Origin of the sequence: Luteococcus sp., from assembly GCF_043424415.1 — a bacterium.
Classification (GTDB): domain Bacteria; phylum Actinomycetota; class Actinomycetes; order Propionibacteriales; family Propionibacteriaceae; genus Luteococcus.
On the sequence record NZ_JBHWOO010000304.1, the window covers coordinates 1 to 12,546 of the forward strand.

The window sequence follows — 12,546 nt, forward strand, 5'->3', positions numbered from 1 at the left end:
GCCGGGAGCAATCCCGGCCGGCCCCTTCGTCATGTCTATGGGCAGTCAGTCGTCGAGCTGGTCCAGCAGCACCTGCGCCTGGCTCGTCCCGGGCATCTGGTCTGGGGACCTGGTGGGTGGCGTCCCCTCCGCCGGTGCACCCGTCGCCTTGTAGCTGACCCACTGGATGCGGCGGCCGGCCTGGATGATGAGGTCCTGCTCGTAGGCGGCCATGTTGCTCAGGTCGATGCCGCTGAGCGTTCGGTAGCTGATCTGCGTCGGTGTCCGGGAGGACGTGCCGGGAATCTCGATGGCCTTGGTCAACGAGACATCGCGATATCCCAGCTGGCCGAGCCTGTCCGGGCAACTGGAGAACCAGGCACGCATGGCCCCGCGACCGGCCGAGGCCTGGTCGGCTGTCGGGAAGTCCAGGACCACGGCCGTCGCGGTGTAGTCACTGCCGTTGAAGTTGCGCACCTTCATCGACGAGAAGCCGAGGGAGGCGAAGTCGCCGGTGCACCACGAGGTGGAGCTTCCCCAGGCCTCGATGCCGCTCTCGCTGGCATAGGCCGTCAGGCCGGTGCCGATGGTCGAATCGTCTGCGACGTTCTCCCAGCTGACAGGCGCCTGGGTGGTAGCGGGGGACGAACTGGCCGTAACAGCCGGGGAAGCCTGGGGTGGGCCTTCGGTGCCAGGGGCGGTCGAGGAGCTGGTGGCTCCCGGCGATGGCGGCACGGGCGTCGGAGTCGATGTCGGTATCGGCGTGGTGGCACTTGGCGTCGGGGGCGCGGCGGTCGGTGACTGCTCAAGGGTCGGCGTGACCCTGGGGGCCGGCTGGGAGCTCACCGGGCGTGGTGCCGGGCTTGCGGCCGTCTGGGCCTCACGGCCGTCGCGCAGAATGTCCAGTCCCATCACCGAGACACCGACCACCGCGGTCACGGCCATGGTGCTCACGGCCATCGCGGTGCGGCGACGGGTACGTCGCTGATCGCCCATCTGGCGGATGTGGGTGGGGGGCGGGGCGTCGAGCAGGTGCTCGGTGTGCTCGCGCAGGTCCTTGAAGAGTGCGTCGGTGCGCGGGTCGAGCTCGTCGTGCTCGCTCATCTCGCACCTCCTGCCCGTGTGCCGTGCTCCAGGGACGCCGCCCCAGGTGGGCGGTCAGGGGTCCCGTCATGGCTGCTACGCACGAACCGGCTGGGTGGTTGCATGCTTGCCCGACAATTCTGGCAACTCACTGCTGAGAATCCCCCTTCGGGTCACCCAGGTGCTTCGCAAGTGCCGCTCGTCCGCGCGACAGGCGCGCCTTGACCGTGCCCGTGGGTGCGCCGAGCTCCGCGGCAATGTCGGCCACGCTCATGTCGCACAGGTGGTGGAGCACGATCACCCGCCTCTGCTCCTCGGGCAACCGAGCCAGGGCCCTCTGCAAGGCCACCCGGTTGGGGTCGGGCTCCGCGACTGCACGGTCCTCCAGGGCCCGGTCGGGCTGGCGCCAGGCCCGGCGCGCCTTGCGCCAGCGACTGATCGCCAGGCGGTGCGCCACGGTACGCACCCAGGCTTCGGGGGACTGGTCCATGTCGAGCTGCTTGCGACGGTCCCAGGCACGTACGAAGGCCTCCTGGGCGCAGTCCTGGGCCTCGCTCATGTTGCCGCACATGGCATAGGTGGCGGCCACGACGCGGGAGAAGCTTGCCGCATAGAAGGCGTCGAATGCCTCCTCGTCCACAGTGCCCCCTCGACTGCTCCGCTGTGCCGCGTCTCCTTGCGATTGCGACCCTGTGGGGCCGCTCGCCCACACTAGGGCCAGCGGGGGCCACGCGCTGGTGGTCGTGGTCGATTTCTCGCAGGCCGGTTGGATGTGGAAGAATGACTCGCTGTTGCTCTACGCCAGTCGGCTCCTGCCTCAGGGGGATCGTCCGGGGGCGCGGAGCCCTACGTGACCAATGACCAGCAGGTGACCTGTGGCACCGGCGAGGAAGAGAACTATGAACCAGCTGATCCAGGAGATCGACAAGGCCTCCCTGCGCGACGACATTCCCGACTTCCGTGCGGGTGACACGGTCAAGGTGCACGTGAAGGTCGTGGAGGGCAGCCGCTCGCGAGTCCAGCTCTTCACCGGTGTGGTGATCGCCCGCAATGCCGGCGGCATCCAGGAGGCCTTCACCGTTCGCAAGGTCAGCTTCGGCGTCGGCGTCGAGCGCACCTTCCCGCTGCATTCCCCGATCATCGACAAGATCGAGGTCGACCGTCGCGGTGACGTGCGTCGCGCCAAGCTGTACTACCTGCGTGGCCTGCACGGCAAGGCCGCCAAGATCAAGGAGAAGCGTTCCTGAGCCTCGCGCTCACCGCTCGTCCCACGAGGGCCCGTCACGATGTGACGGGCCCTCGTGCATTTCCAAAGGCCCAGCGTCGGCGGGGGCGCATCCGAAGGACTCCGCCCGGGTGTGCCGACTGGGCAGGTGGCTGCACCTAGACTGGCGGGGCCGGACGCGCTGGGCGTCCGCTCGCTCCACGAAGGACCATCACCCGTGACTGACCAGCCCCGCCGCGCCGTCCACCAGGCTCCTGATGCTTCCTCGGAGACTGGCGATCGCCAGTCCACCGACCAGGCGGATTCCGGGGCCCGCGCAGCTGGAGGCCAGCCGTCGAGCCCGGGACGCAAGGTCCTTGGTGGACTGGTCGAGCTCGTGGTCGTGGTGGTCGGGGCCCTGGTCATCTCCGCGATCCTTCGCGCCTTCATCGGCCAGATGTTCATCATCCCCTCGGGGTCCATGGAGAACACCCTGCAGGTCAATGACCGGGTGATCGTGTCCAAGATCACCAACTTCGATCGCGGCGATGTCGTGGTCTTCGAGGACCCGGCCGGGTGGATCCTCGACCGGCCGGCGGAACGCTCGTCCCTGGGCAAGGTCGGCGAGAAGATCGGGGTCCTGCCCGCCACCGGCACCAACCACCTGGTCAAGCGCGTCATGGGGATGCCGGGCGACCACGTGAAGTGCTGTGACGACCAGGGGCGGATCACGGTCAACGGCCAGGCGCTGGACGAGAGCTCCTATCTCTTCGTGGACGGCAATGGTTCCCAGGTCAAGCCCTCTGACTGGGACTTCGACGTCATCGTCCCGGCCGACCACGTCTTCGTGATGGGCGACCACCGCAATGCCTCGGGCGACTCCCGCATCCACCTGGGGGACGGCGATCCCAAGGGTGCCAATGCCTTCGTCCCATTGGACAAGGTCGTGGGTCCGGCCGTGGCGATCGCTGCTCCGCTGGACCGGATCGGCGGCTTCGGAACCCCTGACACCTTTGCGCCGGTTCCCGCACCGAGCGAGCCTGCCCCGGCCGAGGGCAAGGTGTTGGCCGACGGCTATGGGGGCTGAGTGCCCATGATCCGGCCGGGAAGGGGAATCCTCGGCTATGAACGCGCGCTGGCGCGGGCGGGGCTGGCGCCGGTGGCCGGCGCGGACGAAGCGGGGCGCGGCGCCTGCGCCGGACCACTCGTGGCGGCCGCGGTCGTGCTGGCTGACACCCCGTCCCGACGCATCAACGGCCTGGCCGATTCAAAGCTGCTGACCGGGCGCGCCCGGGAACGCGTCCACGACGAGGTCTTGGCCAAGGCGGTCTCGGTCGCGTGGGTGCGGGTCGAGCATGACGAGTGCGATGCCCTGGGCATGCATGAGGCCGACATCCAGGGCCTGCGTCGGGCGCTGCTCCGGCTGGACGTGACGCCCGGCTATGTGCTCACCGACGGTTTCCCGGTGGACGGCCTCGGTCTTCCTGGCCTCGCGGTGTGGAAGGGCGACCGGGTGGCGGCCTGCGTCGCGGCGGCCTCGGTGGTGGCCAAGGTGACCCGCGACCGGATCATGGCCGACTACGCCCGGCAGTACCCCGGTTACGGCTTCGAGGTGCACAAGGGCTACAGCACCCGGGCACACCAGGAGGCGCTGGAAGGGCTGGGGCCCAGTCCGATCCACAGGTTGAGCTATGCCAATGTGGCGCGCGCTATGGTGGTCGCACCATGAGCGCCGAAGACCTTGAGCAGTACGAGAGCAAGCTGGAACTCGACCTGTACCGCGAGTACAAGGACGTGGTCGGGATCTTCACCTATGCGGTGGAGACGGAGCGACGCTTCTACCTGTGCAATGCAGTCGACCTGAAGGTGCGCACCGAGGGCGGCGATGTCTACTACGAGGTGAGCATGGGGGATGCCTGGGTGTGGGACATGTACCGCCCGGCGCGCTTCGTGAAGTCGGCGAAGGTGCTGACCTTCCGCGACGTCTCCATCGAGGAGATCGCGCACTCCGACCTGCAGGTCCCGGACGACCACGAATGATCTGCGCCGTGTGGGCCCCCAACTCCCTGATCGGACGTGGGCGATCTGGTCCACAGTTGTCGTGACTCACGTCCGCTGTGGATGGCTGACTTTTTGGTGAGGACCACCTCCACACTCCTCTACGGAGGTGGTCCGCATGGATGGACGCAGACCCACGAGCAGTCCCGGCCAGCTGGCCGGACGCCTGGGTGAGGACCTGGCCGACGCACACCTGCGTCGGCTGGGTTGGCAGGTGGTGCAGCGCAACTGGCGCTGCCCCTCGGGTGAGATCGACATCATCGCCAGGGAGCCGCTGGGTGGCGGCAGGCAGGCGCTGGTCTTCGTCGAGGTCAAGTACCGCTCCGGGACCGGCTACGGCGACCCGCTGGAGGCCATCACCCGCGCCAAGGTGACCAAGCTCGTCGACCTGGCACACCTGTGGATCCGGGAGAACCGTGCCGGCGGGGGCCTGCCCGGGATGCACGGCATCCGCATCGACGCCGTGGGGGTGCTGAGGCAGCCCGACGGGAGCCATCGCATCAGCCATGTGCGGGGGATCACCCGATGAGCGCCGCATCGGCCTGGTCGGTGGCTCTGATGGGCATGGAAGGAACCATGGTGGAGGTGGAGGCCGCCATCGGCGGTGGTCTGCCACGAACGGTCCTGGTGGGGCTGCCAGACACGGCGCTCTACGAGGCCCGGGACCGCTGCCACGCGGCGGTGGGCAGCACGAAGCTGTCGTGGCCGTCGCAGCAGGTCACGATCAACCTCACACCTGCGAGCCTGCCCAAGGCCGGATCGCACTATGACCTCGCGATCGTCGCGGCGGTGCTGGCAGCGGCCGGAACTGCCCCGAGGGGCCTGGCAGCACACACGGTGATGATGGGCGAGCTGGGGCTCGACGCACGCGTGCGTCCGGTGCGCGGCATTCTGCCGGGGCTGCTCGCGGCACGTGCGGCTGGCTTCTCGCGGGCGATCGTCCCGGTCAGCCAGCTGGGGGAGGCGCGCCTGGTGGAGGGCATGACCGTCTGGGGCGTGGAGAGCCTGCCCGAGCTGCTGGAGGTGCTCGACGGCCGTCCGGTGCTGCACCGTGCCTGCGAGGCGCCGGAGCCAGACTCCCAGGCCAACCCAGCGGGCGTACCGGACATGGTCGATGTGGTGGGCCAGGAGGAGGCGCGCCATGCCGTGGAGGTGGCGGCAGCCGGGCGGCACCACCTCCACCTCACCGGTCCGCCGGGGGTGGGCAAGACGATGCTGGCAGAGCGGCTGCCCGGGCTGCTGCCCCCTCTGAGCGATGAGGAGTCGCTGGAGGTCTCGGCGATCCATTCCCTTGCCGGTCGGCAGTTGAACTCTGGACTGGTGCGCATTCCGCCGCTCGCGGCACCGCACCGCACGTCAAGCCTCGCCTCGATGATCGGCTCCGGTACCCGGGTGCCTCGGCCGGGGTCGATCTCGCTGGCCCATCGCGGCGTGCTCTTCCTCGACGAGGCCCCCGAGTTCGGGGCCAACATCCTCGATGCCTTGCGCACACCCCTGGAATCGGGGCACGTGACGATCGGGCGGGCACAGGTCCAGGCGCGTTTCCCGGCCCGCTTCCAGCTGGTACTGGCCTCCAATCCGTGCCCCTGCGGAAACCATGGCCTGGCGGGAGCCATCTGTCGGTGCGCACCGATGGCCGTGCGCCGCTATGCCGATCGCCTGAGCGGACCGGTGCTCGACCGCATCGACGTCCAACAGACCCTGGTCCCGGTCCGCAAGGCCTACCTGCGCAGTGCCGAGGCGCGCGGGGAGACGACGGCCGTGATCGCCGAACGGGTCGCCGAGGCACGGGAGCGCCAGGCCCGCAGGCTCAAGGGAACCCCGTGGCGCACCAATGGCGAGGTGCCCGGTGCCTGGTTGCGCACCCACCTGGCGCCGCGGCATGGGCTCGACCTGGTGGACAGGGCACTGGTGAGTGGACAGCTCAGCGCCCGGGGAGCAGACAAGGTGGTCCGTGTCGCCTGGACACTTGCAGACCTGGAAGGGCATGACGCGGTCGGGACCGACGACATCGCAGTGGCACTGGCCCTGCGTGGGGGAAGGACACAGGCAGCATGAGCACGACGAATCCCGAGACCGCAGCAGCACCGCGATGGGACGCCGAACGGATCGCCCGTGCCTGCCTCACGGCTGTCTGTGAGGCAGGCAGCCCAGGCCTGGCCCCCCGGGTGGCCGAGGTGGGGGCCGAGGAGGTCTGGAGGACCCTGCTCCACTCGACCAGCGACGGGCGCTGGCCGCGTCGCGCGCGCGAACTGGATGTCCAGGCGCTGTTGGACACGGCCGAGCGGCACGGGGTCAGCTTCCTGACCCCCGGAGACGACGAGTGGCCCGGGCAGGTGGGCGTGCTCGACCAGGTGCAGGTGGCGGGACTCGGTGGTTCCCCCGTGGGCCTGTGGGTCCGGGGCCCGGGCCGGCTGGGGTCCTGTTGCCAACGGTCGGTGGCCGTCGTGGGTTCGCGCGCCAGCACCGCCTACGGTGAGCAGGTCGCCGCCGAGCTCTCGGCAGACCTTGCCAGTGGCCCGCAGCCGTGGACGGTCATCTCCGGAGGGGCCTATGGGATCGACCGTGCCGCGCACCGCGGCGCGGCGGGGGCGGGTGGCCCCACCGTCGCGGTGCTGGCCAGTGGGCTCGACCTGCCCTATCCGCGGGGGAACCATGCCCTGTTCGAGATGCTCGCCAGGGACCACCTCCTGGTCAGCGAGGTGCCGTGTGGAATGCACCCGACCAGGGTGGGCTTCCTCAGCCGCAACCGGCTGGTCGCCGCCCTGTCGACGGGGACAGTCGTCGTGGAGGGAGCAGCCCGCTCGGGGGCGAACAACACCGCCACCTGGGCCAGCGAGTGCTCCCGGGTCCTGATGGCCGTGCCGGGGCCCGTGCATTCCTCGATGAGCACCACCCCACACCGGCTGATCCGTGACCATCGCGCGGCACTGGTCTGCACATCGCAGGAGGTCCGGGCCCTGGTGGAGCCACTGTCGACGGCACCGGTGCTGCCGATCGGTGGGGGGCCGCGGCTGCTCGACCAGGTGGATCCCGACCTGGTGGCACTGCGAGAGGCACTGCCCGGCAGGGGAGGGATCGGTGCGGCGGTGGTGGCCCGCGAGGCGGGGGTCTCCCTGCGGCGGGCTCTGGCAGGCTTGGCTCGACTGGAACAGATGGGTCTCGTGGCCTGCGATGCGGCGGGGGAGTGGAGCATCAGTGCCCCCCGGCCACTGCGTTGAGGCAGCCGCGCCCCGCCCCGACCGCAGGAGGTCCCGTGCAGCTCTACTCCCGACCTGGCTGGCGCATGATGCGCCAAGTCACCTCCGACCTGTTCGTCCTGGCCTGGGCGGTGGGGTGGTGGCAGGTCTCGCACTGGCTCGGAGCCCTGGTGGACCGTCTTGCGGTGCCGGCCCAGCGGACCGGGGACGCTGCCCGGCAGATGTCCGACGAGATGGGTGTGGCACGAGACCGGTTGGACGGGATGGCCGTGGTGGGGGACCAGCTCGCCGAACCCTTCGGTCGCCTCGCCGACGGGCTCGGCCAGATCACTGCCCAGTCACAGCAGCAGGTGGAACTGGTGCACCAGCTGGCCACGGGCACCACGGTGGTCACCTTCCTGGTGCCGGTGCTGACCTTGGTGGCCTGGTGGCTGCCGCGACGGTTGCGCTTCATCCGCCAGGCCACCGCAGCCCGCCGCTTCGTTGACGCGGACGCCGACCTGGAGCTCTTCGCCCTGCGGGCCATGGCCAACCTGCCCATGCACGAACTGGCGCGCATCACCGACGACCCGGTGGGGGCTTGGCGCGCTGGCGACCGTGAGGTCGTGCACCGGCTTGCGGCCCTGGAACTGCGACGCACCGGGCTGGACATGCCAGTCCCGGTGCGTCGGCAGGGGGCCGTCAGGGCCGGATCCTGAGGATCCTGCTGGGTGGATCAGCCTCAGGCAAGCTGGCCCAGACCGGAGACCTCGTCGAGCATGGGGACGTCTCGTGCCCACGAGCCCGTCTGGTTTCGGTAGGCGCGCAGGGGGCCGGTGGCACGGGAGCCGGTCAGGTCCCAGCGGCCATCGCCGTCGAGGTCGCCGATCGAGCGCACCCGGGTGTAGCCCGACCAGCCGCGGCCCACCTGACGGTAGCCGTGGATACCGCCGGAGGTGGTGCCGAAATAGTTGAGCAGGGCCCCGTCCTTGGTGACGGCGAGCAGGTCAACAACTCCCTTGTTGCGGAAGTCACCGACGCTGGCCAGCCGGATCACCCCTCCCCAGTTCCTCCCGATCTGCTCGGTGGACACGAGGCTCAGGTCGCGGCCCAGGCTATAGCGGTGCAGACCTTGTTGGCCCGAGATGCCGACGATTTCGGGAAGACCGTCGCCGGTCATGTCCGGCACGACGTTGATCTCCCTCATCGCCGACCAACCGCGACCGATCCGGCGGGGCAAGTCGAACTGGCCGGCGCCACGCCCGTTCCAGGCCCACAAGGTCCCGTCACCACGGCGGGCCACGAGCTCGGTGTGACCGTCTCCGTCAACATCGGGCATCTGCGAGACCCAGGTGAAGGGACCGCCGGTCAGGCGCGAACCCTTCACGGCCGCACCCGAACGCATCCCCGCCCCGGTCGGCCACCAGGTGATGGTTCCGTCGGCGGCCACCGACAGCAGGTCGGCGCGGCCGTCGCCGTCCAGGTCACCCTGCCGGCCGGAGCCCTTGACCGGGGTGCCCATCTGGGCACCAGCGGTCTGGACGACGATCCGGCCGCCCACCAGCGAGATGGTGCCGCGCTCGAAGCGCACCAAGCGGTCACCTGCCGCGGCACCGGCCGTCTCGTCGGCCACCGGCCAGCCGAGCTGGGTGAAGGCGTTGTTGCTGCGGTAGTACCAGTCGATGTCCTTGCCCATCCAGAAGGTGCGTCCAGCACTGGTCTGGTAGATGCCGCCCTCGGCGAAGGAGGTGGTCCGCCCGCCATTGAAGTCCCGCTCGAGCACGCGGGGAGAACCCAGCATGCCCGAGTCGCCGCCCAGGGCGGTCCAGCGCCGCTGGATCGGGGTCTGCCAGTTGCCCATCCTGGTGGCCACCTGCTGGCGCAGCGTCGGCATGTAGGCGGTGATGTTGGTGCCGGGGCAGGAGGTGGCCATCACGTCGCCATGGCGGGTGATCCGGTCGATGTACTTGCCGGCCAAGGTGAGCTTGGACAACGGGTCGCGGTAGTTGCCGGCGAGCTTCCAGGCGATCACGTCGGCCATCGAGGCCATGGCCGCGTCGGACTGGCGGGCCGTCGAGGAATTCATCATCACGCTCACGCCGACGGTGTCGGTGTTCCAATAGGTCGCGTGTGCCCCGTGCACGGGATTCTCGATCCCGCCGTGACGCCCCTCGTAGATGGTGCCGAAGCGGTCCACGAGGAAGTTGTAGCCGACATCGCACCAGCCCAGTGACTTCACGTGGTAGGCGTAGATGCCACGCACCACCGAGGCGGCCTCGGCCTGGCTGTAGTAGTTGGTGCCCGCGGTGTGGTGCACGACCGCGGCCTTGATGGTCGTGTCGAGGTTGGCGGGCACGCAGCTGGAGCCGTTGATCTTCAGCCAGGACTCGTCGGCGCCCCATGCGGCGCGGCTGACGATGGCCGGCTGGGCGGCCGAGCTGGTGCTGGCCTGCGCCCTGACGCGCTGCTGGGCGGCGGAGCTGACGATCTCGGCATCGCCCTGGGCCGTGCCGGAGTCGATCACCGAGACCTTGGGGTCCTTCACGGTGGCAGTGGACGAGGAGCTGGCCAGCAGCCTGGCTTCCACGGCCGTGCCCTCGCCGAGGAAGATCGGATCGTTTCCCTTGATGGCCCCCGCCTCCTGTGCGCCGGGCTCGACCTCGGTCGACTGCCATGGCTGCCAGCCCTCCGCGGTGCGTACACGCACCTGGAAGAGTGATTCTCCGGTGGCGGAGCTCCAGGTCAGGGCGGCCATTGACAGGGGACGCTCGGTGACGGGAAGGGTGGCGAGCACCTTCATCGGGGTGCCGTCGACCTCGACCGTTGTGGATGCGGGGCGCATGGCCACCAGGTCAGCGGTGGGCTCCTCGGGGTCGACAGGGGCTTGCGGGGCGACAGGGGCCTGCGGGGCGGCGGGTGCGCCTTGGGCCGTGGGGGCGCCAAGGAAGCTGCCGACCAGGGCCGCTGTGGCCAGGCCGACGGCCAGGGACCGACGGTGGTGCGGCTTGCTGGGGTGTGGGGACCTGTTGGGATGCACGGGGGACCTCCGGCTAGGGGAATCGATCGGTGCGCCAGGATCCCCCGACGGCCCCCGGCCCGGTTCCTTGCACGATCAGACAGTCAACCCTGCGGGCGTCAAGACGCAAAATTCGGCACCGTGGACCGGTCAAGTGCAGGATGAGGCTTGGCTGGGGGTTCCACCGCGCCCCATGACGGAAGCAGGAGGTCTCGTGTCAATCATCGAGGACGTGGTCTGGGCCGATGTACGGCGAGAGGGCGACGGCCTGCTGGTCGTCGCCGGCGAGCTCGAGGGTGACGACGTGGTCGTCTGGCGCTGGCAGGGCGACCTGCTCGACTCCGAGGTGGCGGCCCGCCGGCTGCTCGCGACTGCCGGCATCTCCCAACAGGAGATGCTGGGCCATGGCCCGGGATGGATGGTGCTCGAAGCGCTGGGGGAGGGGCTGTGGCGAACGGTCCACTCCAGCGACCTGGACCATCCCGAGCTGTGGCGCCGACTGGGGCGGTGGATCGCGGCCGCCCACCGGGTGCCGGCCGAAGGTCTGGGCCCCGACCCGCTGTGGTCCCTGCTCGACGCGCCCCTGCTGGGGCTGGTGGCCCAGGCCATCGGCTCGCTCGGGGGCCTGACGGCGAGGGTCACCGCCTGGCAGGACGAGCTGGCGCGCCTTCCCCAGGTGGTCTGCCTGGGGGGCCTCGACGAAGAGCGAATCGAAGTGGTGGGGCAAGTGGTCGACGCCCGCCCCGGTGACCTCTCGCGCTGCCATCGCGGGGCCGCGGTGCAGGACCTGGTGGTGCTGGAGCGCCAGCTCACCCCAGGGCAGTGGCAGCTGTTGGCCGCCGGCCACGGGTTGGATGGCTTCGACGATCCACAGGAACAGCCAGGCTGGCGGGCAGCGGCCGGGCTGGTGTGCGTGCTCGACCTTGCCGCGGCCGTGCTGTCCGGCAAGGACCCGGCCCCCGCGCTGAACCGCCTGGACGGGCTGGTTCACGGCGGCTGAGACCATCCCACCCCGGACCGGATCTCAGCCCAGCAGGCTGTCCAGGTGTTCGTGCAGCAGCCATTCGCGCTCCCAGCCCGGCCAGCTGGCTCCCAGCCGCACTCGCTGCGCCAGCGACTCGGGGGGCCTCAGTCCCTTGGCCCCCAGCAAGGCCGCGGTGACGGCGGCGGTGGTGTCGGAGTCGTCGCCGGCCATCACGACGGGGACGATGCCCTCCTGCCAGGACTCGGCGGCACCGAATCGCAGGGCCTGTTGCAGGGTGTGCACCACATAGCCGCTCTGCGGTCCGGGTGCACCGGCCATCCCGGCCATCGTGGCCTGGCCGATGGCGGCGAAGGCCGGGCCCGGGGTGCGGTAGCCGTCAACCAGCGGCGCGGGGACCGTGCCGGTCGCCTCGACCAGGGCTGCGACGTCGGCCCGACGGACCGCCTCGAGTGCGGCGGTCACGGCTACCGGGTAGTCCTCACCCTCGGCGAGCCGGTCCATCGTGGACACCAGCACCAGGCTCGCCAGGACGCAGCGCGGGTCCACGTGGGTGGTCGTGGTGTCGGCCACCGCCCGGGCCAGCAGGTCCTCGCCCCGCGCCCCGGTGAGGAAGCAGGCCGCCACGCGCATCAGGCCGCCATTGCCGGCCGAGTCACGTCCGGAGGCCTCCCACGCCTCGAAGGCCGAGGAGTCCAGCGCCTGGCGGGTCAGGTTCCCGACATCGGCGGGGCCAGTGGCCAGCCACTGCCGGTAGCCGGCGCCGGGATCGTCGGGCCGCAACAGGTGGGCCACCACCATCTGGCTGTCGTCAGTGGCCTCGCCGGGCGCGAAGCCGAAGGGGCTGCCGGGCTGGAAGTCGTCGAAGTCGGCGGGTGTCCACTGCTGGGCGACCTCCGCGGCCGACCTGAACTCGGTGGCGGCGCCCAGTGCGTCGGCGCAAGCGATACCAAGCAGTGTCTGGCGGTGCAGCTCCCGTGGTTCGCTGGGCGGGGTGGGGGTGTCCATGGCGGATCCTTCCGGCGGCGGGCCACCAGTCTTGCAG

13 protein-coding genes are annotated in these 12,546 nt (G+C 70.2%); 9 read left to right on the forward strand and 4 right to left on the reverse strand.

What is annotated here, in order from left to right:
* Positions 1-45: 45 nt before the first annotated feature.
* The gene (locus ACHFFZ_RS16905) at positions 46-1,083 is read right to left on the reverse strand and encodes a hypothetical protein (RefSeq protein ID WP_394277757.1); all 1,038 of its coding nucleotides are present in this window, start codon (positions 1,081-1,083) and stop codon (positions 46-48) included.
* 127 nt (positions 1,084-1,210) lie between these two features.
* Positions 1,211-1,702 (reverse strand): RNA polymerase sigma factor, encoded by a 492-nt coding sequence (locus ACHFFZ_RS16910; protein WP_394277758.1) that lies wholly within the window; start codon positions 1,700-1,702, stop codon positions 1,211-1,213.
* 259 nt (positions 1,703-1,961) lie between these two features.
* On the opposite strand from ACHFFZ_RS16910, the gene rplS reads away from it, so the two are divergent.
* The 8 genes from rplS (at position 1,962) to ACHFFZ_RS16950 (ending at position 8,222) form a co-directional block, all read left to right on the forward strand.
* Positions 1,962-2,309, forward strand: a complete 348-nt coding sequence (gene rplS / locus ACHFFZ_RS16915) for a 50S ribosomal protein L19 (RefSeq protein ID WP_394277759.1) — start codon at positions 1,962-1,964, stop codon at positions 2,307-2,309.
* Between the two features lie 195 nt (positions 2,310-2,504).
* Positions 2,505-3,353 carry a signal peptidase I gene (lepB, locus tag ACHFFZ_RS16920; protein WP_394277760.1) on the forward strand — a complete coding sequence of 283 codons (849 nt, stop codon included), beginning with the start codon at positions 2,505-2,507 and terminating at the stop codon, positions 3,351-3,353.
* A gap of 6 nt (positions 3,354-3,359) precedes the next feature.
* Complete coding sequence (locus tag ACHFFZ_RS16925; protein ID WP_394277761.1) at positions 3,360-3,995, forward strand: ribonuclease HII; 636 nt, start codon at positions 3,360-3,362, stop codon at positions 3,993-3,995.
* Complete coding sequence (locus tag ACHFFZ_RS16930; protein WP_394277762.1) at positions 3,992-4,306, forward strand: DUF2469 domain-containing protein; 315 nt, start codon at positions 3,992-3,994, stop codon at positions 4,304-4,306. Before ACHFFZ_RS16925 ends, ACHFFZ_RS16930 begins: the two co-directional genes overlap by 4 nt.
* 136 nt (positions 4,307-4,442) lie before the next feature.
* Complete coding sequence (locus tag ACHFFZ_RS16935; RefSeq protein ID WP_394277763.1) at positions 4,443-4,853, forward strand: YraN family protein; 411 nt, start codon at positions 4,443-4,445, stop codon at positions 4,851-4,853.
* Positions 4,850-6,382 carry a YifB family Mg chelatase-like AAA ATPase gene (locus ACHFFZ_RS16940; RefSeq protein WP_394277764.1) on the forward strand — a complete coding sequence of 511 codons (1,533 nt, stop codon included), beginning with the start codon at positions 4,850-4,852 and terminating at the stop codon, positions 6,380-6,382. Before ACHFFZ_RS16935 ends, ACHFFZ_RS16940 begins: the two co-directional genes overlap by 4 nt.
* Positions 6,379-7,545 (forward strand): DNA-processing protein DprA, encoded by a 1,167-nt coding sequence (locus ACHFFZ_RS16945; protein WP_394277765.1) that lies wholly within the window; start codon positions 6,379-6,381, stop codon positions 7,543-7,545. The genes ACHFFZ_RS16940 and ACHFFZ_RS16945 overlap by 4 nt, the downstream gene beginning before the upstream one ends.
* Positions 7,546-7,580: 35 nt before the next feature.
* Positions 7,581-8,222: a hypothetical protein gene (locus ACHFFZ_RS16950; RefSeq protein ID WP_394277766.1), complete on the forward strand. Its 642-nt coding sequence runs from the start codon at positions 7,581-7,583 to the stop codon at positions 8,220-8,222.
* Positions 8,223-8,245: 23 nt separating this feature from the next.
* Here ACHFFZ_RS16950 and ACHFFZ_RS16955 read toward each other — a convergent pair whose 3' ends face one another.
* Complete coding sequence (locus ACHFFZ_RS16955; RefSeq protein ID WP_394277767.1) at positions 8,246-10,540, reverse strand: N-acetylmuramoyl-L-alanine amidase; 2,295 nt, start codon at positions 10,538-10,540, stop codon at positions 8,246-8,248.
* A 193-nt stretch (positions 10,541-10,733) separates the two neighbouring features.
* Between ACHFFZ_RS16955 and ACHFFZ_RS16960 the strand changes: the two genes are divergently transcribed.
* On the forward strand, positions 10,734-11,519 hold the full coding sequence (locus tag ACHFFZ_RS16960; RefSeq protein ID WP_394277768.1) for a hypothetical protein: 786 nt from the start codon (positions 10,734-10,736) through the stop codon (positions 11,517-11,519).
* A gap of 24 nt (positions 11,520-11,543) precedes the next feature.
* On the opposite strand, the gene ACHFFZ_RS16965 is transcribed toward ACHFFZ_RS16960, so the two are convergent.
* The gene (locus tag ACHFFZ_RS16965) at positions 11,544-12,509 is read right to left on the reverse strand and encodes an ADP-ribosylglycohydrolase family protein (RefSeq protein WP_394277769.1); all 966 of its coding nucleotides are present in this window, start codon (positions 12,507-12,509) and stop codon (positions 11,544-11,546) included.
* Positions 12,510-12,546 lie beyond the last annotated feature (37 nt).